The 24101-nt window shown below is 69.4% G+C and carries 20 protein-coding genes and 2 pseudogenes; 17 read left to right on the top strand and 5 right to left on the bottom strand.

All coding sequences use genetic code 11. The annotated features are described in order from the left end of the window. The first annotated feature begins 149 nt into the window (after positions 1-149). Together Q0599_RS11395 and Q0599_RS11390 are read left to right on the top strand one after the other, a co-directional pair. Positions 150-1628 carry an exopolysaccharide biosynthesis polyprenyl glycosylphosphotransferase gene (locus tag Q0599_RS11395; protein WP_298829532.1) on the top strand — a complete coding sequence of 493 codons (1479 nt, stop codon included), beginning with the start codon at positions 150-152 and terminating at the stop codon, positions 1626-1628. A 15-nt stretch (positions 1629-1643) separates the two neighbouring features. After that, positions 1644-3461: a WecB/TagA/CpsF family glycosyltransferase gene (locus Q0599_RS11390; protein ID WP_298829530.1), complete on the top strand. Its 1818-nt coding sequence runs from the start codon at positions 1644-1646 to the stop codon at positions 3459-3461. On the opposite strand, the gene bcsZ is transcribed toward Q0599_RS11390, so the two are convergent. Continuing rightward, the gene (bcsZ, locus tag Q0599_RS11385) at positions 3410-4552 is read right to left on the bottom strand and encodes a cellulose synthase complex periplasmic endoglucanase BcsZ (RefSeq protein WP_298829528.1); all 1143 of its coding nucleotides are present in this window, start codon (positions 4550-4552) and stop codon (positions 3410-3412) included. The genes Q0599_RS11390 and bcsZ overlap by 52 nt on opposite strands. Before the next feature lie 62 nt (positions 4553-4614). On the opposite strand from bcsZ, the gene Q0599_RS11380 reads away from it, so the two are divergent. Then, positions 4615-5814, top strand: a complete 1200-nt coding sequence (locus Q0599_RS11380) for an acyltransferase (protein WP_298829526.1) — start codon at positions 4615-4617, stop codon at positions 5812-5814. Here Q0599_RS11380 and Q0599_RS11375 read toward each other — a convergent pair. Next, complete coding sequence (locus tag Q0599_RS11375) at positions 5706-7415, bottom strand: cellulase family glycosylhydrolase (RefSeq protein ID WP_298829524.1); 1710 nt, start codon at positions 7413-7415, stop codon at positions 5706-5708. The genes Q0599_RS11380 and Q0599_RS11375 overlap by 109 nt on opposite strands. 243 nt (positions 7416-7658) lie before the next feature. On the opposite strand from Q0599_RS11375, the pseudogene Q0599_RS11370 reads away from it, so the two are divergent. From Q0599_RS11370 to Q0599_RS11315, 12 genes and pseudogenes are all read left to right on the top strand, one after another. Then, positions 7659-8015: pseudogene (locus Q0599_RS11370) on the top strand (DUF932 domain-containing protein); the annotation flags it as partial. A 109-nt stretch (positions 8016-8124) separates the two neighbouring features. Continuing rightward, positions 8125-8409, top strand: a pseudogene (locus Q0599_RS11365) (transposase); the annotation flags it as partial. 490 nt (positions 8410-8899) lie between these two features. Then, complete coding sequence (locus Q0599_RS11360) at positions 8900-9184, top strand: ribbon-helix-helix protein, CopG family (protein WP_298830438.1); 285 nt, start codon at positions 8900-8902, stop codon at positions 9182-9184. A gap of 2 nt (positions 9185-9186) precedes the next feature. Further along, positions 9187-11211, top strand: a complete 2025-nt coding sequence (gene hyfB, locus Q0599_RS11355; RefSeq protein WP_298830436.1) for a hydrogenase 4 subunit B — start codon at positions 9187-9189, stop codon at positions 11209-11211. Next, a complete protein-coding gene (locus Q0599_RS11350) occupies positions 11208-12155 on the top strand; it encodes an NADH-quinone oxidoreductase subunit H (RefSeq protein WP_298829521.1) in 948 nt (315 codons plus the stop codon). Before hyfB ends, Q0599_RS11350 begins: the two co-directional genes overlap by 4 nt. A 1-nt stretch (position 12156) precedes the next feature. Then, positions 12157-12816, top strand: a complete 660-nt coding sequence (locus tag Q0599_RS11345; RefSeq protein ID WP_298829520.1) for a formate hydrogenlyase — start codon at positions 12157-12159, stop codon at positions 12814-12816. Between the two features lies 1 nt (position 12817). Beyond that, positions 12818-14275 carry a hydrogenase 4 subunit F gene (locus Q0599_RS11340; RefSeq protein ID WP_298829518.1) on the top strand — a complete coding sequence of 486 codons (1458 nt, stop codon included), beginning with the start codon at positions 12818-12820 and terminating at the stop codon, positions 14273-14275. A 3-nt stretch (positions 14276-14278) separates the two neighbouring features. Continuing rightward, positions 14279-15829: an NADH-quinone oxidoreductase subunit C gene (locus tag Q0599_RS11335; RefSeq protein WP_298829515.1), complete on the top strand. Its 1551-nt coding sequence runs from the start codon at positions 14279-14281 to the stop codon at positions 15827-15829. Between the two features lie 18 nt (positions 15830-15847). Beyond that, positions 15848-16384 carry an NADH-quinone oxidoreductase subunit B family protein gene (locus Q0599_RS11330; protein WP_298829513.1) on the top strand — a complete coding sequence of 179 codons (537 nt, stop codon included), beginning with the start codon at positions 15848-15850 and terminating at the stop codon, positions 16382-16384. 113 nt (positions 16385-16497) lie between these two features. Then, positions 16498-17529 (top strand): response regulator transcription factor, encoded by a 1032-nt coding sequence (locus Q0599_RS11325; protein WP_298829511.1) that lies wholly within the window; start codon positions 16498-16500, stop codon positions 17527-17529. A gap of 310 nt (positions 17530-17839) precedes the next feature. Further along, the gene (locus tag Q0599_RS11320; protein ID WP_298829509.1) at positions 17840-18217 is read left to right on the top strand and encodes a hypothetical protein; all 378 of its coding nucleotides are present in this window, start codon (positions 17840-17842) and stop codon (positions 18215-18217) included. A gap of 85 nt (positions 18218-18302) precedes the next feature. Then, a complete protein-coding gene (locus Q0599_RS11315; protein WP_298829507.1) occupies positions 18303-19310 on the top strand; it encodes a lysyl oxidase family protein in 1008 nt (335 codons plus the stop codon). A gap of 70 nt (positions 19311-19380) precedes the next feature. Here Q0599_RS11315 and Q0599_RS11310 read toward each other — a convergent pair whose 3' ends face one another. After that, positions 19381-19635, bottom strand: coding sequence for a cold shock domain-containing protein (locus tag Q0599_RS11310; RefSeq protein ID WP_298829505.1), 255 nt, complete (start codon positions 19633-19635; stop codon positions 19381-19383). Between the two features lie 204 nt (positions 19636-19839). On the opposite strand from Q0599_RS11310, the gene clpS reads away from it, so the two are divergent. Then, positions 19840-20196 carry an ATP-dependent Clp protease adapter ClpS gene (clpS, locus tag Q0599_RS11305; RefSeq protein WP_298829503.1) on the top strand — a complete coding sequence of 119 codons (357 nt, stop codon included), beginning with the start codon at positions 19840-19842 and terminating at the stop codon, positions 20194-20196. Then, positions 20193-22496 carry an ATP-dependent Clp protease ATP-binding subunit ClpA gene (gene clpA / locus Q0599_RS11300; RefSeq protein ID WP_298829499.1) on the top strand — a complete coding sequence of 768 codons (2304 nt, stop codon included), beginning with the start codon at positions 20193-20195 and terminating at the stop codon, positions 22494-22496. The genes clpS and clpA overlap by 4 nt, the downstream gene beginning before the upstream one ends. Before the next feature lie 42 nt (positions 22497-22538). Here clpA and Q0599_RS11295 read toward each other — a convergent pair whose 3' ends face one another. Together Q0599_RS11295 and Q0599_RS11290 are read right to left on the bottom strand one after the other, a co-directional pair. Further along, positions 22539-23315, bottom strand: a complete 777-nt coding sequence (locus Q0599_RS11295) for a zinc-dependent peptidase (protein ID WP_298829497.1) — start codon at positions 23313-23315, stop codon at positions 22539-22541. After that, positions 23312-24097, bottom strand: coding sequence for a UDP-2,3-diacylglucosamine diphosphatase (locus Q0599_RS11290; protein WP_298829495.1), 786 nt, complete (start codon positions 24095-24097; stop codon positions 23312-23314). The genes Q0599_RS11295 and Q0599_RS11290 overlap by 4 nt, the downstream gene beginning before the upstream one ends. Positions 24098-24101 lie beyond the last annotated feature (4 nt).

Here is a 24101-nt window from a genome sequence, read left to right as displayed (position 1 = left end):
GGCGGCGGTCGGCACGTGAGTCCGATGCGGACCCGCGCAGCCTGAGGTGAGCGCTCGATCCGGTCTGTGCGCTAGCGGACCCAGTGCGCTGGCGCACACAGTTCGCTCACGAACAGACGCTGTCGGCGGACCTGCCTAGTCTGGGCTCCATGCACATTGCCTCGACCGCCCTTCAGCTGCTGCGACTGAATGCGCCGGCCTGTCTCGCCCGCCGCAGCCCGGTGTCCTTGGCCAGCGACCTGCTGCCGCTTTTCGACCTCGCCTCGCTGTTGCTGCTCAGCACCTTGACCGGCTGGCTGGCCGGATGGCTGAACCTGCCGGCCGAAGCCAGCGAGGGCACGGCGCGTGCCACCCTGGCGGTGGCGATGCTCGCGCCGTTCATGCTCTACGACCAGGGCTTCGGTGCCGGCGTGCAGCGCGGCCGGCTGGCGGCGCTGCTGCGCACGCACCTGTGGCGCTTCCTGCTCGTCGCGGCCGGGCTGATGGCGCTGATCGCGCTGCTGTCGGCCAACGGCGACGCGGCCCGGATCGCCTCGCTGCACGTCGCGGCCTGGTTGACCGCCGCGCTGCTGCTGACCTCGCTGACGCGCGTGCTGGTGGCCTGGCAGCTCGATCGCCTGCAGCGGCTCGGACGTCTGGCGCAGGTGGTCGCCGTGGTCGGTTCCGGCTCGCTGGCGCGGCAGTTCGTGCACTCGCTCGGCCAGGCCGGGCCGCGACGTGTCGAACTGCTCGGCCTGTTCGACGATGCGCCGAGAGGCGCGTCGCCGAGCGGCGTGGTTGCGACGGATTCGCTCGATCGCCTGATCGAACTGGCGGCCACCCGCCGCATCGACTGGATCGTGCTGGCCCTGCCGCCGTCGCGGCCGCACAGGCTTCGCGCGATCGTGCGGCAACTGCGGGTCCTGGCGGTGCCGATCGGCCTGTGCCCGCAACACGTCGGCCCGGCCGGCCCGCCGTTCGTCGTCGACGCGGTGGCCGGCAGCGTGCCGGTGCAGCGCCTGGTCGCACGGCCGATCGCGCGCTGGGATGCCGTGGCCAAGGCCGCGGAGGACCTGCTGCTCGGCGGTCTGCTGACGCTGCTGCTGCTGCCTCTGCTCGCCGCCATCGCGCTGGCGATCCGGCTCGACAGCCCCGGGCCGGTGATCTTCCGCCAGCGCCGCCACGCGCTGGACAACCGCGAGTTCGACATATTCAAGTTCCGCACCATGGCCTGGAACCCGGAAGGTGCAGCCGGCGGATTGACGCAGACGGTGCGCGGCGACCGCCGCATCACACGCCTCGGCCGCCTCCTGCGCGCCAGCAGCCTGGACGAGTTGCCGCAGCTCTTCAACGTGCTGCAGGGCACGATGTCGCTGGTCGGTCCGCGCCCGCATGCGATCGACATGCGCACCGAGCAACGGCTCGGCGCCGACATCACCGACCTGTATGCGCACCGCCACCGCGTCAAGCCCGGCATCACCGGCTGGGCGCAGGTTCACGGTGCGCGGGGTGCGACCCAGACCACCGCACAGCTCGCCCGGCGCGTCGAGCTCGACCTGCACTACATCAACCACTGGTCGCTCAGGCTGGACCTGAAGATCCTCGCGCTGACCTGGCGCGCCGTGATCCAGCGCACCAATGCCTTCTGAGCCGGGCAGGGCAGGATGAACCAGCATCTGTTCGGCACGGCAGCGTCCCGCGACGGGTTCCTGCGCCCTGCGTCGGCGCCGCCGGTGCGACTGAGCTACCACCTCGTGGCGATGAGCGCGGCGCTGTTCCTGCTGCTCGATCCGCTGAGCCTGCTGGCCGCTGCCTGGCTGGCCTTGCCGATGCAGGCCGGCAGCGCAGGACTGCGCGCCGACCTCGGCGCCGCTGCCCTGACTGCCGCGCTGGTGGCGGCCGTGCTGGCCCTGTTCATCCTCGACGACCCGCGCTTCGACGGCGGGGCCAGCAGCGGCCGCAGCGCGCCCGTGCTGGGCGCGCATGCGCTGCGCTTCGCGCTCTTCGTGCTGCTGCTGCTCGGACTCGTCGCGGCCAGCGGGGTGCTGGAGACGCTGCCGTGGGCCTGGCTGCTGTCCTGGCTGGCCGGCAGCCTGCTGCTGACCAGCCTGTCTCGCGTGCTGGTCGCGCGCGGGCTGCAGCGCCTGCAGCGTGCCGGCCGGCTCACCGAGGTCATCGCGGTGGTGGGGGCCGGCCAGGCGGCGCAGCGGCTCGTGCACGCGCTGCGCCGCGACAGTGCCCACAGCATCGAGCTGCTCGGCGTCTTCGACGACGGCTTCGAGGGCGCGCTGCCGTCCGAGGCGCGTGCGCGCGGCACAGTGCCCGACCTGGTCGCGCTGGGCCAGTCACGCAAGATCGACTGGATCGTGCTGGCGCTGCCCGCTCAGGCCGAGTACCGCCTGCCGCAGGTGCTCAAGCAGCTGAAGGCTTTGTCGGTGCCGATCGGGTTGTGCCCGCGCCGTCTCGCCGCCGACCTGGTGCGGCCCGGCGTGGCCTATGTCGGCGACCATGTGCCGGTCGGGCTGCTGGCGCAGCCGGCGGCAGGCGGGCTGGACGGGATGGTGCAGGCCGGCGAGTCGATGGCGCCGCGCTGGATCGTCACCCTGGTGCTGCTGGCGCTGGCGGTGGTCGGCGCGTCGCTGCGGCGCGCCGCGGCATTCTTCCGCGTGGCCACGCCGCAGCCGAAGTCGGCGCGATGCATCAGCCTCGATGGCTACGACCTGGCCAGCTTCACCGAGCGCGCGGCGTGCTTCGGCCGGCATGACTTCGGCTATGTCGTCACGCCGAATGCCGACCACCTGATCCGCCTGCATGACGACGCGGCGTTCCGCGCGTCATACGCCGCCGCGGCCTTCGTGCTGCTGGACAGCCGCTTCGTCGCCAGGCTGCTGCGCGTCACGCGCGGCCTGGTGCTGCCGGTGTGCCCGGGCAGCGACCTCACGGCCGCCCTGCTGCGCGAGGTGATCACGCCGGACGACCGAATCGTGCTGGTCGGCGGCACCGAGGCGCAGGCGCAGCAGTTGAGGCAGCGCCACGGCCTGCGCCAGCTGGTGCAGTTCGTGCCGCGGATGGGCTTCATCCACGATCCGGCGGCCGTGCAGGTCTGCCTGCGCTTCGTCGAGGCGCACAGCCCGTTCCGCTTCTGCCTGCTGGCCGTGGGTTCGCCGCAGCAAGAGGTGCTGGCCCAGGCGCTGCGCGAGCGCGGCCGCGCCCGCGGGCTCGCGCTGTGCATCGGCGCATCGATCAACTTCATCACCGGCGAAGAACGCCGCGCACCCGGCTGGATGCAGCAACTCGGCATCGAGTGGCTGTACCGGCTGGTGCAGGACCCGGTCCGGATGGCGCACCGCTATCTGGTGCGCGGGCCGCGCGTGTTCGGGGTGCTGCGCGGCAGCGAAGTGGTGCTGCGGCCGCCTGGCCGGATGCCGGCTCAGCGCGTCGACCAGCGCGGTAGCAGCCGGCCCTTCTCGTCGAATCGGTAGTGGCCCTCGATCCATCCCGTGCCGAACAGCACGAGCACCCGGTCGTAGTAGTTGCTCGAGGCGTTCTGCGGCGCGTTGCGCACGCGCTCGCGCTCCCGTGCGAGCCCGGCCGTGTCGCCCAGCGCACTGAGGAAGGGCAGCAGGGCACCGGAGTAGCCGATCGGCGAGTAGTCGGCGCGCAGCGCCGCGCCGGTCAGCGGATTCACTTTCTCGGGAGGCGCGCCGAGCTGTCGCGTCAGCGCGGCGAAGGGTGCCAGACGCTTGACCAGCGCTGCGCTGCCCGGCCCGGACATGCCCGCCCACAGGTAGACGCGGATGCCGTCGTAGCTGCCCGAGGGCGCGGCCTCGCTGTCGGGCCAGGCGCGGCCGGCCGAGTCGACCACCAGGTTGTCCGGCGCCACGCCGGCGCTGAAGATCTGCGGCGCCAGGCGCAGGTAGCCGTCCCAGATCGGCTGCCACGGCCCCTGCGGATCGACCACCGCGAGATAGCGGAACATGAAGCCCGGCAGGTAGCTCGGGTTGATGCGGAAGCGGCCCTTGTCGAGCACGAAGCCGACCGGGCCCGACAGCAGCACCGGACCGCTGGCGCCGGCCTGCGCCACCTCCTTGGCCTGAACTTGCGCCAGCAGGCGGCGGCCGGTGTCCGCATAGTGCGGCGCGTTCCACAGGCGGGCCGCCTCGAGCAGGCTGTAGGCGATCCACAGGTCGCCGTCGCTGGCGGCATTCGGGTCCTTCACGCCCCAGCGGCCGTCCTCGCGCAACCCCCACAGCCAGGCCGGCAGGCGCTGCCCGAGCTGGCCCTCGGCGAGGTTGTCGGAGGTCCACTTCAGCATCGTGTCGAAGCGGGCACGGTCGTTGGCGACGAGCGCGAAGAACAGCCCGTAGGACTGGCCTTCGGAGGTGCTCTTGCGCTCGAAGGTCAGATCGATGATGCGGCCGTCGGCCTGCAGGAAGCGGCCGGCGAAACCGTCCCAGGCCGGCCAGTCGGAGGCGGCCTGCGCCTGCGTGCACAGGCCATACAGGGCCCAGGCGATCAGCCACGGGGTTCGACGGTGGGCGGTGCGCAGGCGAGGCCGGATGCTCGGTGTCATGGCGGCACGCTAGCCACGGCCGCAGGGCGGGTCTGTGCGCTGTCGAACCCAGGACCGGCCCGATGAGTGCCCTGTCACCCTGGGTCGTGCCCGCGCTGATGGCCGCGGCGATGGCGCTGGTGTCGCTGCCGTTCTTCAGCTTCCTCGACGAGCCGCCGGGCGGCGGCGAACGTGTCTCGACCCTCGACGGCCTGCGCGGCTTCCTCGCGCTGGCCGTGTTCGCCTTTCACCTGGCGATCCTGCCGGGCTTTCACGCCACCGGTGAGTGGCGCGTGCCGGACGCGCGCTTCGTCGGCGCGCTCGGGCCGGTGGGCGTGTCGCTGTTCTTCATGGTCACCGGCTTCCTCTTCTGGGGCCGCCTGCTGCGCACGCAGGGTCGGCCGGGCTGGCGCCGGCTCTACCTCGGCCGCCTGTTCCGCATCGCGCCGATGTACCTGGTGGTCGTGATCGCGATGCTCGGGGTGGTGTTCGCGCGCAGCGGCTTCGCGCTGCGCGAGCCGCCGGCGCAGGTGCTGGGTGCGGTGCTGCAGTGGCTGGCGCTGGGCCTGATCGACACCCAGCCCGACGTCAACGGCGAGGCGGCGCGGCACGTGCTCGCCGGCGTGACCTGGACGCTCTGGTACGAGTGGGTCTTCTATGCGCTGCTGCCCGTGTGGGCGGCGGCGGCCCGCTGGCGCCGGCATCTCGGCGCGGTGCTCGTGCTGCTGTTCGCCTGCCTGGCCGCCAAGCGGCTGTGGCAGGTGGATGCGCTGGGCCTCGCGGCGCTGTTCGCGATCGGCATGGTGGTCGCTTCGCTGCGCCACGCGCAGCCGGCCTGGGCATGGCCCCGTGCGCTGGGATCGAGCGTTGCCGCGCTGTGCCTCGCCGGCGCGTTCGCTGCGCCCGGGGGCGGCTACGGTACCGGCACGGCCTTGCTGCTCGGCGTGTTCTTCCACGCCGTGTGCGCGGGCGCCACCCTGTTCGGCCTGCTCGGCGGCCGCGGGGCGCAGCGCCTGGGCACGGTCAGCTACAGCCTCTACCTGATGCAGGGGCTGTTGCTGACCGCGCTGTGGGCGATCGCGCCGGTGGCGGCGTTCGCGCAGTCGTCGCCGGCCGCACATGGCGCGGTCGGCATCGTCGGCGCGGTGCTGCTGGTGCTGGCGTCGGCGGCGGGTTATGCCGGCGTCGAGCGGCCCGGCATCGCACTGGGCCGGCACGTCGCGGCGCTCGCGCGGCGCCCACGGCCGAGCGCCAGCAGCGCCGCCAGCAGCCCGATGCCGTAGGCCGGATCGACGGCGCCCGCGCCGGCGGCCTCGGGTGCCGCTGCAGTCGGCACGCCGCTGGGCGATTCGGCAGCCGTGGCCGCGCCGGTGACGCTGAACGCCGTGGCGGTGAACGCCGCCTGGGTCGGCGTCAGCAGGCCGATCGCGCCGCTGGTGGCGCCGGCCGGGATGGTCACCGACACCTGCGTGTCGCTGAGCACGGTGAAGTTCGCATTCTTCGCCTCGCCCACCCAGACCTGGCTCACGCCGCCCAGGCCGCTGCCGTTGACCGTGACGACCGTTCCCGCCGGGCCCGACGCGGGCAGGAAGTTCGAGATCGCCGGCGCGCCGCCAACCGGTGCGGGCGCGGAAGGCGGAGCCGGCGAGGGCGCGGCTGCTGCGGGCGGCGGTTCGGCCGTCGACGACGGGCTGCCGCCCCACAGCCTGTTCAGCAGCGCCATCTTGTCGGCCCGCACCTGGAGCTGGTCGTCGAGGATGCCGCCCGTGTCGCCGCTGTTGGGCGTGTAGCACCAGTAGAAGCTGCTGCGCATGCCCTTGGCGATGAGATAGTCGACGAAGGCGTTCTGCCACACCACGTCGGCTTGGCCGCCGGTGCCATTGCCGTACTTGCCGCCCCACTCGCCGGGCACCACCGGGTGCTTGCCGGCAAACTGGCCGAACAGTGTCTCCCAGTCGGCCGCCAGGTTGGCGGGGAAGCTGGCCGCGCCGAACGATGACTTGACGTAGACGTCGGGCCCGTAGGTGTGCGGCGACAGCACCAGCTTGTCGGCCGGGATGTCCAGCGGCTGGTAGGCCTGGGGCTGGAAGTCCTCGCCCCAGTTCATCGCGATGTTCGAGATCTCGCGGCTGTCGAAGTTGCCGTTGATGCCCTGCACGAAAATCAGCAGGTTCGGGTTGGCCGCGAGCACTGCCGAGGCGGCCGCCTCGGCGGCCGGCTTCCAGTAGTAGACCGGGTCGGTCACGTTCGCGTCGCCGCTGCTCCAGCGCACGATGCCGTTGGGCTCGTTGTAGACATCGATGGCGAAGAAATGCGGCAGCCCGGCGTAACGTTTGGCGACGAAGACGAGGTCGCGCAGCCAGTGTTCCTTCGTGTACGCCTGCCGGTTGTAGACCAGGCCGAAGTCGGCCGGGTTGGAAACGAACCAGTGCGGATACTGGCGCTGCATCGACACGCTGTGGAAGTCGAGCATCACGTACATGCCCTGGCGGTCGGCCTCGGCCATCCAAAGGTCGAGCGCCTGCAGCGGCGTCTTGCCGATCAGCTCGGGGTTTTTGCCCGCATCGATGTAGCTGAGCTGGTCGACCGGCGTGGCGTTGTAGAGCGTGTCCGGCACGAAGGGCAGGCGGATCGCGTTGAAGCCCAGGCTCTTCATCTGCGCGATCTGCTCTTTCCAGCCCATCGCCCAGAGGTACTGCGGTTGCAGGATCAGGGCGTTGAAGCCGTAGTGGCTCACCCCGCGGATCTGCAGTTCCTTGCCCGACGGATCGAGGATCCGGCCGGCTTGCGCGGAGTAGCCCGCGGCCAGCACGCTGGCGCTGGCCAGCATGAAGACGATGGCGCCGAGCGCGCGAGACGCTCGGGCGAGGAAATTGGCGGACATGGCTGTCCCTCCCACAGGGGTGGCGGAATCGTTTCGGGGGCGGCCCCTTCGCTCGCTCTCACGCAGTGGTAGGCGGCTGCGAGTGGGGCGCCAGGCTTGGGCTCAGCGACTGTCTGTGCGCTGGCCCACTGAAGACTAGCTCACGCGGAAGAAAGTTCGCCGTCTATGCGGTAACGCACGGTAAGGGAGCAACGTTCTGCCATCAAGGCCAGGGCTCGTCCGTCTCTGCGGCGCTGGGTGCCCGAGCACACCGAGGCGATGAAGGCGCTGCAGCTCCAGCCGCCTGAGGAGATCGCCTTCGCGACGGCCGCCCTGGCGCTGCGCTTCGGCGAGCGCGGCGTGGGAGAAACCGGAGGGCACCGGCCCGCGCCCGTCACGGCCGAGCAGCTGATCGAGGCGCGGCGGCCCGGGGACATCGGCCACAGTCTGTGGACGACCTTGCAGCGCGTGCAGGAGAACGTGATCCGCAGTGGCCAGCCTGGCCGCAGCGCCCAGGGGCGCCGGCCGCAGACCCGGCCCGTGGGCAGCATCGACCGCGGCGTGAGCCTCAACCGCGCGCTGTGGATGCTGGCCGAGGAGATGCGCAAGCTGAAGGGCTGACCTGGCCGCCCGAGCGCGCCAAATTCAGCCTTGAATCTGGCGCGCTCACCGTGCCGTACCGGCCCGACCATCGGGCTGGTCTTCCCACGCGATCCGAGGAGGCGCGGCCTTGGTCGGCCAGTTGTCGACGCTCAAGCCGACGCTGACCGTTCTGGAGGCCACCGGCGGCTACGAGTTCGAGGCAGCGTGCGCGTTGCAGGCAGCCGGCCTGGCGGTGGCGGTGGTCAACCCGCGCACCGCGCGTGACTTCGGCCGCGCCATGGGCGCGCTGGCCAAGACCGACGCGCTGGACGCGAAGATGCTGGCGGCGTTCGTCCGAGTGCTGCATCAGCACCCCGAGCGCGAGCGTTTCGCCAAGCCGCTGGCCGACGCCGTGTTGCAGCGGCTGCAGGCCCTGGGGCTGCGGCGCCGCCAGTTCGTGCAGATGGTCACGTCCGAGCGCCAGCGCATGCGCATCTCGCACGTCGTCGCCGGGCCCAGCATCGAGCGCGTCATCGAGTTCCTCAAGACAGAACTCGGTGACTGCGATGCCAACGTGGCGGCGCACGTGCAGCGCCCCCACGCCGAACTCGCCGCGGCCCTGGCCAGTGGGCCGGGCATCGGCGCAGCCAGCATGGCGGTGCTGCTGGCCGAGTTGCCTGAACTGGGCAAGCTGGACCGGCGTCGCGTCGCAGCCCCATCCTCAAGACCCACTACGTGGGCGCGCCACGAACGTTGCCTCGGCGCCGCGCGGCAGAGCCGTCCTTCGTACCCAAGCCCGGTGGACGCCGACAGTGAACCGAGCGGCAGCGCCGCGGCGGCGCCTGATCGCGTCGATCCGATCGCGGGCGGTGTTGGGATATCATGTGCATGGCTTAAACATCCCGTGTGCATAGCGAGGATCTATGGAGATCAAGACCGCGCGACTCACGCTGCTCATCGACCCGAACAAGAAGGCCGCTTTCGAGCACCTGTGCGCGCAGCAGGACCTGACCGCCTCGCAGGTGGTGCGGCAGATGATCCGCGACTACCTCGCGCAGCATGGCGTCAGCTACGAGCCGAGCGGGAGCGAGACGCCGGCGCCCGCCGCGGCCGCACCGGCGAAGGCGCCGAAGGCAGCCTCCGCCCGGCAGCGCGGCGGCATGGCGAAGGCATCCACCAAGGCGTCCGGGTCGCGGCGCAAGGCTTGACCATGACCGGCCTGTCGCCGATCAGCCAGTGGCTGCACATCGACTGGATGCTGGGGGTCGCTCTGGCGTGGCTGGCGATCGGCGCGGCCGGCGTGCTGATGCTGCATCGACTCGCCCTGGTGGCGCATCTGCTGTTCCCGCTGGGCGGGCTGGCCGGACTGGCGCTGTTCGGCCTGTCGCTGGATGCGCTGCACAGCGCGCCCGAGGTGGCGGTGCTGCCGGTCGGCCTGCCGAGCCTGCCGTTCCACCTGCGGCTGGACAGCCTGTCGGCCTACTTCCTGATGGTGATCGGCGCGGCATCGGCCGGCATCTCGGTCTTTGCCGCCGGATACTTCCGCAAGGGCGAGGGCACGCCACCCGGGCTGCTGTGCCTGGAGTACCACGTGTTCCTGGCCAGCATGGTGGGCGTTGTCCTCGCCGACGATGCCTATGCCTTCATGGTGATGTGGGAGACGATGGCGCTGTCGTCGTACTTCCTCGTCACCGCCAACCACCGCATCCCCGAAGTGCGCGGCGCGGGCTACCTCTACATCACGATGGCGCGCGTCGGAGCCATCGCGATCCTGCTGTGCTTCGGCGTGCTGCAGGCGAACACCGGCGACTACACCTTCGACAACATGCGTGCGCAGTCGCTGTCGCCGTTCTGGGCGTCGGCGGGCTTCCTGCTGGCGCTGTTCGGCTTCGGCGCCAAGGCGGGCATCCTGCCGCTGCATGTGTGGCTCCCCGAAGCGCACCCTGCCGCGCCGTCGCCGGTGTCGGCGCTGATGAGCGGGGTGATGCTCAACACGGCCATCTACGGCATGTTGCGCGTGGCCTTCGACCTGCTGCATGTGCAGATCTGGTGGTGGGGCGCGCTGCTGCTCGCCCTGGGGTTGGCCACTGCGCTGTACGGCGTCGTCTTCGCTGCGGTGCAGACCGACATGAAGCGGCTGCTGGCCTATTCGTCGATCGAGAACATGGGGCTGCTGTTCGTCGGCATGGGTCTGGGGCTGATCTTCTTCGGCTACGGCATGCAGCCGATGGCGGCGCTGGCCTTGACCGCGATGCTCTACCACGTGGCCAGCCACGCGTTCTTCAAGAGCCTGCTGTTCCTGGGCACCGGCAGCGTGCTGCACGCCACCTCCGAGCGCAGCCTGGGCAAGCTGGGCGGGCTGATCCGCACCATGCCCTGGGTCGGCTGGCTCATGCTGCTGGGGGTGCTGGCCAGCGCGGGGCTGCCGCCCCTGGGGGGATTCGTCTCCGAATGGTTGCTGCTGCAGAGCTTCCTGTTCAGTCCGGGTCTGCCGGTGCCGCTGCTGACCATGCTGATCCCGGTGGTGGCCGCGCTGATCGCGCTGGTCGCGGCGCTGGCCGGCTACACGATGGTGAAGTTCTTCGGTGTCATCTTCCTGGGCCAGCCGCGTGAGGACAAGCTCTCGCAGGCCCACGACGCCGGGCGCTTCGAGCGCACCGGCATGGTCTGGCTGGTGGCGGGCTGCATCGCGCTGGGCCTGCTGCCGGTCCAGTTCATCGGGCTGCTCGATCCGGTGACGCGCCAACTCGTCGGTGCGGGGCTGGCCGAGCAGGTGGCCGCCAGCGGCTGGCTGCTGGCCCCCAGCAGCCTGGAGCAGGCCAGCTACGGGCCGGTGATCTTCCTGCTCGGCATCCTGGCCAGCTTCGCGCTTGCCTTCGTGCTGGTGCGCGTGCTGTACCACGGGCGTCTGCGGCGCAGCCTGCCATGGGCCTGCGGCTTCCCCTGGGGCACGGCGCGCATGCAGGACACGGCCGAAGGCTTCGGCCAGCCGATCCGGCAGATCTTCGAACCGTTCTTCCTGATGCGCCGCGACCTGCCCACGCCCTTCGACGAGTGGCCGCGCTACCGCGTCACGGTCGAGGATCACTTCTGGCGTTGGCTGTATCTGCCGATCGCCGCGCTCGCGCAGTACCTCGCGCGGCTGGCGTCGCTGATGCAGCAGGGGCGCATCTCGGTGTACCTGCTGTACAGCTTCGTCACGCTGGTGGCGACGCTGCTCGCGGTGATGCGATGAGCCTGAGCGGCTTCCTCTCCCAACTGCTGGAGATCGTGCTGGCGATCGCGCTGGCGCCGTTGTTGACCGGCTGGATCAACCAGTGGCGAGCCTGGCTGCAGAACAGGTCGGCGCCGAGCCTGTGGCAGCCCTACCGCATGCTGCACAAGCTGTTCAACAAGGAATCGGTGCTGGCAGACGACGCCTCGCGCCTGTTTCGCACCGCCCCATACGTGGTGTTCGGCTGCATGGTGCTGGCCTGCGCCATCATCCCGACCCTGTCGACCGACCTGCCGCTCGCGCCGGCGGCCGACGCCATCGCGCTGGTGGGACTGTTCGCGCTGGCACGCGTGTTCATCTCGCTGGCGGCGATGGACGTGGGCACCTCGTTCGGCACGCTGGGCGCGCGACGCGAGATGCTGATCGGCTTCCTCGCCGAGCCGGCGCTGCTGATGGTGCTGTTCTCGGCATCGCTGATCTCGCAGTCGACCTCGCTGACGACGATCGTGCAGACGCTGGCGCGCCGCGAACTGGCGATCTATCCCGGTTTGGCCTTTGCGGGCGTGGCCTTCACCATGGTGTCGCTGGCCGAGAACGCGCGCGTGCCGGTGGACAACCCGGCCACGCACCTCGAGCTGACGATGATCCACGAGGCGCTGATCCTCGAGTATTCGGGTCGCCACCTGGCGCTGCTCGAATGGGCGGCCAGCCTCAAGCTGTTCGCTTATTCGTGCATCGGGCTGGCGCTGTTCTTCCCCTGGGGCGTGGCCGACGCGCAGGCACCGCTGGCCATGCTGCTGGCACTGCCCGCGCTGCTGTTCAAGTTGGCCATCGGCGGCGTGCTGCTGGCGCTGCTGGAGGCGCTGTCGGCCAAGATGCGCATCTTCCGCGTGCCCGAGTTCCTGGCCACGGCCTTCCTGCTGGCGGTGATCGGCATGCTGGTCCACCTGCTGCTGGCGAGCTGACATGACCGCGCTGCTCACCCAGTTCGTCAACCTGCTCGGCGCGCTGCTGCTGATCCTGGCGTTCGCCATGATCTCGCAGCGCCGCGTCCTGTCGCTGATCCACCTGTTCACGATGCAGGGCGCGACGCTGGTGCTGGCCACCGCGGTGGTGGGGGTCGTGACCGACCAGCCGCACCTCTACCTGTCCGCCGGCGTGACCTTCGCGCTGAAGGTGCTGCTGATTCCCTGGCTGCTGCACCGCGTGATCGACCGGTTGCAGATCCGCTGGGACGTGGAGACGCTGATCAACATCCCGACCACCATGCTGATCGGCATCGGCGTCGTGATCTTCTCCTTCAACCTGGCAATCCCGATTTCGCAGTTGTCCGCGAAGCTCGCCAGCGGCACGCTGGGGATCGCGCTGGCCTGCGTGCTGCTGTCCTTCCTGATGATGATCACCCGGACCAAGGCAGTGCCGCAGGTGATCGGCTTCCTGGCGATGGAGAACGGCCTGTTCTTCGCCGCCACCTCGGCGACGTACGGCATGCCGATGGTGGTCGAACTGGGCATTGCGCTGGACGTCCTGATCGGCGTGCTGATCCTGGGCGTGTTCATGTTCCAGATCCGCGAGCAGTTCGACAGCCTGGACATCCGCCACCTCGAAAAGCTCAAGGACGACTGAGTTGAACGCACTGGCCTTCCTGCTCGGCATCCCGCTCGTCGGCGGGTTGGTGCTCGGCCTCGTGGGTCATCGCGACCACGCCCGCGACGTCAATGTGGCCTTCAGCACCGGCACCTTCCTCGCCGCCTGCGTGCTGACCGTGCAGGTGATCGACCATGGGCCGATGCTGGTGTGGAACAGCGAGTTCTACATCGATGCGCTGAATGTGTTCCTCGTCGCGCTGACCGCGTTCGTCGGGCTGACCACCTCGATCTTCTCCCGGCCCTACATGCGGGTGGAGCGCGACCACGGCAAGATGACGCCGCCGCGGCTGCGCCTGTACCACAGCATGTACCAGCTGTTCAGCTTCACGATGCTGCTGGCGCTGACCACCAACAACCTCGGCATCGTCTGGGTGGCGATGGAGGCGGCCACGCTGACCACCGTGCTGCTGGTCAGCGTCTACCGCACCGCCGCCAGCCTGGAGGCTGCCTGGAAGTACTTCATCCTGTGCGGTGTGGGCATCGCGCAGGCGCTGTTCGGCACGGTGCTGCTGTACATGGCGGCCGAGCAGGTGATCGGGCCCGAGGGCGGGGCGCTGCTGTGGACCCACCTCGACGCGGTCAAGGGACAGCTCGACCCCCACATCATCACGCTGGCCTTCGCGTTCCTCTTCATCGGCTACGGCACCAAGGTGGGGCTGGTCCCGGTGCACAACTGGCTGCCGGATGCGCATGCCGAAGGTCCGACCCCGGTGTCGGCCGTGCTTTCAGGACTGTTGCTCAACGTGGCGCTGTACGCCGTGCTGCGCTGCAAGATGCTGACCGACGGTGCGCTGGACAGCAGCCTGCTGTCAGGGCGGCTGATGATGGGCTTTGGCCTGCTGTCGGTGGTGGCGGCGGTGTTCTTCATCATCCGCCAGCGCGACGTCAAGCGCATGTTCGCCTACTCGTCGATCGAGCACATGGGCATGATGACCTTCGCCTTCGGCATGGGCGGTCCGATCGCCACTTACGCCGGGCTGCTGCACATGACCGTGCACTCCTTGGTCAAGTCGGCGATCTTCTTCGCCGTCGGCCACGCCACGCAGAAGGCGGGATCGCAGATCATGGACGAGATCCGCGGCCTGATCCGCGTCAGCCCGACCGTCGGCTGGGGCCTGATGCTGGGCGCGCTGGCGATCCTGGGCATGCCGCCGTTCGGGGTGTTCGCCAGCGAGTTCCTGATCGTCACCACGGCGATGCGCGACCAGCCCTGGGCCACGCCGTTCCTGCTGGTCGCACTCGGTCTGGCGTTCGCGTCGGTGTTCAGCCGCGTCCAGCCCATGGTGTTCGGCGAGACCACCCTGAAGCCATTGGCCCACCCACCGGCGCTGATTCCGGTGTTCGTGCACCTGGCGCTCGGCCTGATGCTGGGGCTGTACGTCCCGCCGTATCTCGATGCGTGGTACCGCCAGGCGGCGGCCATGCTGGGGCACTGAGCGATGGCGCTGTCGGACCTGCATCTCGAGCGTCGTCGTGTGCCGGCGCCGCTGCCGATCTGGCATGCGGACGTGGACCGCGAGGGCTGGCTGGCGGTGGCGCGCGAGCACGCACGACCGGGTGGCCGGCTGGTGTCGATGTGGGGCGTCGACCGCCACGACCAGGAGGGGGCGTTGGCCGCGTGCGCGGCCCTGGCCTCGCCGGACGGCCTGCTGTGCGTGACGCTGCCCCTGGCCGGGCCGGCGCAAGGCTTCCCGGACCTGTCGGAGCTCTTCGCCGGCGCGACGCGCATGCAACGCGCGATGGCCGACCTGAGCGGCCTGCATGCCGATGCCGCCCGGGACCAGCGTCCCTGGCTGGACCACGGCCTGTGGCGCGGCAGCCTGCCCCCGCTGGCGGCCCGCGCTCGGCCCGAGGGCGCAGACGCCGGCACCTTGCCCCGCGACTACCCCTTCGTGAGGGTCGAGGGCGACGGCGTGCACGAGATTCCGGTGGGGCCGGTGCATGCCGGCATCATCGAACCGGGACATTTCCGTTTCTCGGTGGTCGGCGAGAAGGTGCTGCGACTGGAGGAGCGGCTGGGCTACACGCACAAGGGGATCGAGCGTCGCTTCACCGAACTGACGCCGCTGCAGGCGCACCGGCTGGCGGGGCGCGTGTCGGGTGACTCCACCGTGGCCTATGCCTGGGCCTATTGCATGGCCCTGGAGTCCGCCTGCGATGTGCCGGCGCCCGAACGTGCCCAGTGGCTGCGTGCGCTGCTGCTCGAGCGTGAGCGCGTGGCCAACCACCTCGGTGACCTCGGCGCGCTGGGCAACGACGCGGCGCTGGCCTTCGGGCTGGCGCAGTTCTCGCGCCTGCGCGAGGACTGGCAGCGCCTGTCGAAGGATTCCTTCGGGCATCGACTGATGATGGACGCCATCGTGCCGGGGGGCGTGGCGCACGACCTGGTACCGACGCGGCGCGACGCCATGCTGCGACAGTGCGACGAGGTCGAGCGCGATGTGCACCGCCTGCGCCAGATCTACGACGAGCACGCCGGCCTGCAGGACCGCTTCATGACCACCGGGCGGGTGACGCCGGAATTGGCGGCGCGCCTCGGCCTGACCGGCATGGCCGGCCGTGCCAGCGGGCAGGCGGGCGATCTGCGCTGCGACCTTGGCTGGCAGCCGTACGGCCGCCTGGGGGCGACGCAGGCGACGCAACAGGGCGGCGACGTCGCCGCGCGCGTGGCCCTGCGTTTCGACGAGCTGTTCGAGTCGCTGCGCCTGATCCGCGAACTGTGCGGCAGCCTGCCCGACGGCGATCTGGCGAGCGAGGTGAGGGTGCCGCCGCGGGCGGCGCAGGGCACAGGGTGGGTCGAGGGATGGCGCGGCGAGGTGCTGGTGGCCTTGCACCTGGGCGACGACGGCCGCATCGTGCGCTGCCACTGCCACGACCCCTCCTGGCAGAACTGGCCCGTGCTCGAGCACGCCGTGATCGGCAACATCGTCCCGGACTTCCCGCTCATCAACAAGTCGTTCAACCTGAGCTACTCGGGGCACGACCTCTGAGCCTGACGGAACCCGACCATGTGGCAGATCCTGCGCCAGATCACCCGCACCGGCCTCCTGACCGAAGCGCCGCCGAGGCTGGACGACGCCGAACTCGCCGAAGTGCGGCGCATCCACGACGACCTGCTGGCCATCCTCGGCCAAGCGCTGACGATCCGCGAGGTCGATGCCGGCTCCTGCAACGGCTGCGAGCTGGAGATCCACGCACTCAACAACCCCTACTACAACCTCGAGGGGCTGGGCATCAAGTTCGTCGCCAGCCCACGCCACGCGGACATGCTGCTCGTCACCGGGCCGGTGTCGCGCCACATGCAGGAGGCGTTGCGCCGAACCTGGGAGGCGATACCGGAGCCCAAACTGGTGGTCGCGGTGGGTGACTGCGGATGCGACGGCGGCATCTTCGGCGAGAGCTACGCGAGCTGCGGCAAGGTGGCCAACGTGATCCCGGTGGACGTGGCGGTGCCGGGCTGTCCGCCACCGCCCATCGACATCCTGCGCGGCATTCTTCGGGCGGTGAAGCTGCGCCCCGCGGGCGCGCGAGCACCGCAGCCGTAGTCCTGCTTGAATCCTGGGGGGGCAGGGTCCACCCGCCCCCGGTTCAAGGGGATCGACGGTAAATGGGCGAACCGCTAATTTCGGTCCGTTTGCCTTCGGTCACAAAGGGCTCGATGGAACTGCGATATGCCTACCCGGCCTTGCCGGGGCATTGCCAGGATGACGCACCGCTCGAAGCGGGGCGGGGGCATGGCGGCGCGGTCACACCCGAGGTGGTGATGCTGATGGTGGTGTCCGGCAAGGCGCTCGACGTGACCTCGCTGCTGCGTGAGTTCTGGGCTGGTGCGCGCAGGCCACCGACCGGACAGCCCGTGGGCGACGCGCTCGACGACCTGGCGCAGGCGCTGCTGGCGTCGACGCAGACCCCCTGCGGGGCAGATTGCTGGAGCTGCGACGCGGCGGGCAACTGTCCTTACCCGGCGCCCGGCGCCGGAGACTCGGTGCCGCAGCCCGCCTCAGTGCTGATCGCCACGCGGCGCATCGGATTGCTCGCCACCTTGCTCCCGGTGCTGACGACGCGATCCGGGATCCGAACCGCCGGCGCGCCGATCCTCGACGCCACGGCCCTGCTGCCGGCGCTGCTGGAGCGCCGGCCCGATGTGCTGCTGCTCGATTGGCCGTTCGTGGCGGCGCTGGGGCGGCATGTGCTGCGCCAGGTCCACCGCCAGTTGCCCGGCCTGCGCGTCCTGCTGATGTGCGAACGGCCCAGCGCCGCGCTCGTCGACTGCATGCTCGACCATCGCTTCCACGGCTACCTGCTCGATGCGCAATTGCCCACGGCGGGGCCGCGGGCGATCGACGCGGTGCGGCGCGGCGAACTCTGGATGCCGCGTGCCGTTCTCTTGCAGGCGCTGCGCGAGCGTGCGAACGTGGATTGGCCTGAACCGGTGCGCATCGATCGTGACGGCACCGGCGTCGCCGGCAGCGAAGGGCCCCATGCGCTCACACCGCGCGAGGCCGAGATCGTGGCGCACCTGCGCCAGGGTTGCACGAACAAGGAGATCGCGCGCCGGCTCGGCATCATGGAAGACACGGTGAAGAAGCACCTGCAGAGTGTCTTCGGCAAACTCGGCGTGCGCCGCCGCAGCCAGGTGGCCCTGCATGGCGTCTCCCACGGCGCCCCCGGTGCGGCGGCCCTCGGCTGAACCTGGCCGCGGCCCGATGCCGCGGCACCCCCTGTCCCGTTACATGCGCCACGTGCCGCGCGTCGCGCAAGGCATGGCCGTGCCCCGCGGACGGGGGGGAGTTCCTCTTTCGTGGAATGTCGTGTCCGGACGCGCGATGCCATCGTGCATGCGTTTGCTGTCGGCCACGCAGGGTTGATCGAACCATCGGAGCCGCCGCAAAGCGCTTGGCAGCAGCGTGTGCTGTCGAAGGCCTCGGATCGGCATGGTGGCTCGGCAATGACCGCCGCGAAAGCTGGCCCGATTCAGGTCACCACCTGGAGAGAAGAGCATGAAGAAGCGTTACTTGGCGGCACCCGTGGCCCTGGTGCTGGGTGTGTTGGCGGTGTCGGCCTCGGCGGCGGACCTCAGCAACCTGAGCGGGCAGTCCTGCGGCGCGTCGACGGGGACCTGGCACTTCGTCAACAACCAGACCGGCGGGGCCGGCCCGGGGACACTGAATGCGACCTGGTCCTCCGGCAACAGCTGCACGGTCAGTGCGTCGACAGTCAACAAGTCAAACCAGCACTTCTACTGCACGGCCTCGGGCTCCTTGCTGGGCGCGTCGACCAACCTGCCGGGCAGGCTGGTGCTGTCGGACTTCACCTGCGGGGTGACACCTCCTCCTCCCCCGCCGTGCGATACGAAGACGGACCCGGATTGCAAGTAGTAGGCGTACCGCCGCACTTGCGACGCCGCCCCGCGGAGGCCAGCGTGCCTCCGCGGGCGCCTCGGAACCCTGGAGAACCCACGCGATGAACCCGCTCACCCGCCTGATCGGCAGTCTCACCCTCGGCCTGGCCACATCGGGTGCCGTCCTGGCGCAGACCGTGGTGGACCTGCCGCCGAACCTGAAAGCCTGGCCCGCCGGCAACATCTCGCTGGTTTCGAGCAGCGACGGCACCACCACGCTGCGCTTCGCCACCACCAGCTGGAACAGCGGCACCGGTCCGCTCGAACTCGTGGCAGGGGCGGTGGACACCGGATCCGGCAGGCAGAAGGTCAGCCAGCGCATCTACCTCAGCGACGGCAGCGCGTTCCTGCACGACGCCGGCTGGTTCGAATACCACCCCGGCCACGACCACATCCATTTCGACGACTACGCGCTGTACACCCTGCAGCCGGTCAACGCACCCGGGGGCTCGCAGCGCATCGGCGCGAAGACGACCTTCTGCGTGATGGACAACACCAAGGTCAACAGCGCGCTGCCGGGCGCGCCGGCGTCGGCGGTGTACAGCAGCTGCGGACGTTTCGTCCAGGGCATGTCGGTCGGCTGGGGCGACACCTACGGCGCTCACCTGAGCGGCCAGGAGATCGACTTCACCGACAACGCCGATGGCATCTACCAGCTGAAGATCGACATCGATCCGAAAGCGAACATCGTCGAGAGCGACAAGTCCGACAACGCCTCGTGTGTCCTGCTCGATATCAAGAAGCCCAGCATGGTGACGGTGCTCGACTTCAGCGGCAGCTGCTCGACCGTGACGTCGATCACGCCGAATTCCGCCAGCCTGGGCACGACCGTGCAGGTCACGCTGACGGGCTACGGCTTCGCGGCCGGCATGCCGATCAGCTTCGAGGGCGGCCAGGGCGTGCGCCCGGTGGCGAGCAACGTGCAACTGGTGACTGACACCGAGTCGCTGGACACGATCACCGCGACGGTGACGGTGCCGAAGAAGAAGAACCCCGGGCGCAACCCCGTCTGGGACGTCCGGGTTGGCTCCGGTGGCGTGCTGCCCAAGGCCTTCACGGTCACGCGCTAGGCGTGACGCTTCCTGCCCCGCAAACGAACGGGGCCCGCAGCGCGGGCCCCGAGTTGCCGACGCGACGCGTTCAGTCGTCAGAAACCGTCACGCCGACAGCGTTCACCTGACGCTCGGCCATGTCGACAGGCCGGATGTTCTGCGCCAGCTGACCCTTCGGGCCCTGAACGAGCTCGAAGCGCACCTTGCTGCCCTGCTTCAGGGTGCGAAAACCTTCCATCTGGATGGCCGAGAAGTGCGCGAAGACATCCTCGCCGCCGCCCTCGGGTTCGATGAAACCGAAGCCCTTGGCGTCATTGAACCACTTCACGGTGCCGATCAGCATGGCTGCTCTCCTCAAAGCAGCCGGGATTCTCGAATGCGGCTCGCCGACGTGTCAAGGAAGCTGCGGCGGCACGGTTGCCACCGGGCCCGGACGCGCCGCGAGCAGCCGGACTTTGGGTGCCATTTCGCACCCTTGTGATTGGCACGAATGGTGCAATATCCGCTGCACTGACCGGGACCACGGTCAACTCGATAGAATGTTTTCATGCCCGACGACACCCCGCCAATCCCGCCCGTGCCTCCCGGCAAGGGCTTGCCCGACGACGGGCAGGGAGCGGTCGTCGCCGAACGCCGGACGCAGCGCACCCAGCCGCCTCGCATGTACCAGGTGGTGATGCTGAATGACGACTACACGCCGATGGAGTTCGTCGTCATGGTGCTTCAGGAATACTTCAAACGCGACCTCGAAACCGCGACCCAGATCATGCTGAAGATTCACCATGAGGGTCGAGGCGTCTGCGGCGTCTACTCCAAGGACGTTGCCGCGACCAAGGTTGAACTGGTGCTGGCTGCCGCTCGGCGCGGCGGTCACCCTTTGCAGTGCATTATGGAGGCCGCATGATTGCCCAGGAACTCGAAGTCAGCCTGCACATGGCGTTCGTCGAGGCGCGCCAGCAGCGCCATGAGTTCATCACGGTGGAACACCTGCTGATGGCACTGCTCGACAACCCCTCGGCCGCGGAGGTGCTGCGCGCCTGCTCGGCCAACGTGGACGATCTGCGCAAGAGCCTCGCCGGCTTCATCAAGGAGAACACCCCCACCGTGGGCGGCACCGACGAGGTCGATACGCAGCCCACGCTGGGCTTCCAGCGCGTGATCCAGCGCGCGATCATGCACGTGCAGTCCACCGGCAGCGGCAAGAAGGAAGTGACCGGCGCAAACGTGCTGGTGGCGATCTTCGGCGAGAAGGATTCCCATGCCGTCTACTACCTGCACCAGCAGGGCGTGACCCGCCTGGACGTGGTCAACTTCATCGCCCATGGCATCAAGAAGAGCGATCCGCCGGAACCGGCCAAGCCCAGCGAGGGCAGCGCCGGCAACGAGGGCGAGAAGGAAGAGGGCGAGGGCAAGGGCTCGCCGATCGACCAGTTCACGCAGAACCTCAACCAGCTCGCGCGCGAAGGCAAGATCGACCCGCTGATCGGCCGCGAGCACGAGGTCGAGCGCGTCATCCAGATCCTCTGCCGCCGGCGCAAGAACAACCCGCTGTTGGTGGGCGAGGCCGGCGTGGGCAAGACCGCCATCGCCGAGGGTCTGGCCTGGCGCATCACGCAGAACGATGTGCCGGAAGTGCTGGCGCAGTCGGTGGTCTACGCGCTCGACATGGGCGCCCTGCTCGCCGGCACCAAGTACCGGGGCGATTTCGAGCAGCGACTCAAGGGGGTGCTCAAGCACCTGAAGGATCAGCCGAACGCGATCCTCTTCATCGACGAGATCCACACCCTGATCGGCGCCGGCGCCGCCTCGGGCGGCACGCTGGATGCGAGCAACCTGCTCAAGCCGGCGCTCAGCTCCGGCTCGATGAAGTGCATCGGTGCGACCACCTTCACCGAGTACCGCGGCATCTTCGAGAAGGACGCGGCGCTGTCGCGACGTTTCCAGAAGATCGACGTGGTCGAGCCGTCCGTCGAGCAGACAGTCGAGATCCTCAAGGGCCTGAAGTCGCGCTTCGAGGAGCACCACAGCGTCAAGTACGCGCTCGGCGCGCTGCAAGCTGCGGCCGAGCTGTCGGCGAAGTTCATCAACGACCGCCACCTGCCCGACAAGGCGATCGACGTGATCGACGAGGCCGGTGCCGCACAGCGCATCCTGCCCAAGAGCAAGCAGAAGAAGACGATCACGCGCGCCGAGGTCGAGGACATCGTGGCAAAGATCGCGCGCATCCCGCCGACCAGCGTGTCCAGCGACGATCGCAGCAAGCTCAAGAGCCTGGACCGCGACCTGAACAGCGTGGTGTTCGGCCAGGAGCCGGCAATCGAGGCGCTGGCCTCGGCCATCAAGATGGCGCGCTCGGGGCTGGGACGCCCGGACAAGCCGATCGGTTCGTTCCTCTTCTCGGGTCCGACTGGCGTGGGCAAGACCGAGGTGGCGCGCCAGCTCGCCTACATCCTCGGCATCGAGCTGATCCGCTTCGACATGTCGGAGTACATGGAGCGCCATGCGGTGAGTCGCCTGATCGGCGCGCCGCCGGGCTATGTGGGCTTCGACCAGGGCGGCTTGCTGACCGAGGCGATCAGCAAGAAGCCCCATGCCGTGCTGCTTCTCGACGAGATCGAGAAGGCGCATCCGGACGTCTTCAACGTGCTGCTGCAGGTCATGGACCATGGCACCTTGACCGACAACAACGGGCGCAAGGCCGACTTCCGCAACGTCATCATCATCATGACGACGAACGCCGGCGCCGAGACGATGAACAAGGCGACCATCGGCTTCACGAGCGCGCGCGAGCAGGGCGACGAAATGGGCGACATCAAGCGCCTGTTCACCCCCGAGTTCCGCAACCGCCTCGACGCGATCGTGAGCTTCCGCGCGCTGGACGAGGAGATCATCCTGCGCGTGGTCGACAAGTTCCTGCTGCAGCTCGAGAGTCAGCTGGCCGAGAAGAAGGTCGAGGTCACCTTCACCGACGGCTTGCGCAAGCACCTGGCCAAGAAGGGCTTCGACCCGCTGATGGGAGCGCGGCCGATGCAGCGGCTCATCCAGGACACCATTCGCCGCGCGCTGGCCGACGAGCTTCTGTTCGGGCGCCTGGTCGACGGCGGTCGCCTGACGGTGGATATCGACCCCGACGGCAAGCCGGTGCTCGACATCTCGCCGCCGAAGAAGAGCGACAAGCCGAAAGCGGAGCCGGCGACCGCCTGATGCGATTCTGACGGTGAACGAAGGGGCCTTCGGGCCCCTTCGTCATTTCGGCGCGCCGGCCGGGTCCTGGCGGTAGTAGGCGGCGAGCAGGTCGTATAGCGCGGGATGTTCGGCCTGCAGCGACGCGGCGTCGACGAAGAACAACTCCGAGGCCACGGCGAAGAACTCGTCGATCGCCTCCGCGCCGTAGGGATCGATCGCGGTCTGCTCGCCGGCATCGATGCGCGCGCAGAACGCCGACCATTCCGGCTCGAGCACGCCCAGCCAGCGGGCCCGCGCCGCGCGGTCGGGCAGCAGCGGCACGCCGTCGGCGGCCCCGTCGCGCATGTCGAGCACATGGGCAAACTCGTGGACCACGACGTTGTAGCCCCAGGCCGCGCTGTCGCCGGCGTCGGCCACGTCGCGCCACGACAGCATCACCGGGCCGCCTTCCATCGCCTCGCCGGAGAGTTCCTCGTCGTAGTGGTGCACGATCCCGTCCTCGTCCATCACCTCGCGGCGTGCCACCACGACGTCGGGGTGCACGACGATGCCCTTGAAGCCGTCGTACTGCGCAAGTCCGAGCCGCAGAATGGGCAGGCAGGCCTGCGAAGCGATCGCGACCGCCATGCCGTCGTCGATCTCCAGTCCCTGCATGCCGGCGAATTCCTTGTCGGCGAGGAAGAGGGTGGACAGTTCGCGAAGGCGCTGCAGGTCGCCCGCCGAGCGGGTGGCCAGAAAGGGAAATCGCGCCAGCGTGAGCTGCCAGAGCGCATCGGGGATGGCTCGCCGCTCGAGGGTCCGGGCTTCGCGCCGCCGGCGCCACCAGCCGGCGATCATCTTGCCAGCGGGATGCGGTCGAGCCCCGCACGCTTGAGGCGCAGCACCTCGGCGCGAGGCGGTTCGGCGCTGTCGCAGTCCCAGTCGCTCAGCACCTCGCGCACGAAACCGGGCGCGAGGTCCTCGTGTGCCGGACGGTGCGTGTGGCCATGGACCAGCGTAGGCGTGCCGGCCTCGTGCATCCAGCGCACGGCGGTGGCCTTGTCGATGTCGACCCAGGCTTCGTTCGTCGCGGTGCGCTTGCGCTGTTCGCTGTGGTCGCGCATGGCGCGGGCCAGTCGCTGCCGCTCCGCCAGCGGTTTGGCAAGAAAGTCGCGCTGCCAGGCGCTCGAGCGCACCTGCCGGCGGAACGCCTGGTACTCGTGGTCGTCGAGGCAGAGCGCATCGCCATGCGCGAGCAGCAGGCGCTCACCGAAGGCGACGAGCACCGTCGGGTCGGACAGCGCACGCACCCCGCACTCGCGCAGCAACTCGCCGCCGACGAGGAAGTCGCGGTTGCCGCACATGAAGGCGACGGTGATGCGCGTGGCCGCCTCCGCCAGTGCATCGGCGCAGCGTGCCTCGAAGCCCGCATGGCGGGCGTCGTCGCCGACCCACACCTCGAACAGGTCGCCGAGGATGAATACCGCCGATGCCGGCGTTTCGCGCAGGTAGGTCGCCCAGGCCTCGAAGGTTCGTGGCGTGTCGGGCGCGAGATGCAGGTCGCTGATGAAGTCGATCGCCGTCCAGTCCGCCGGCGCGTCCAGCTCCCAGAAGCCCGGCAGCGGCGGCGGATGCGTCATCGTC

It is taken from the genome of uncultured Piscinibacter sp. (assembly GCF_937952055.1).
Lineage (GTDB): Bacteria > Pseudomonadota > Gammaproteobacteria > Burkholderiales > Burkholderiaceae_C > Piscinibacter.
This window is presented reverse-complemented; position numbering and strand designations above follow the sequence as displayed.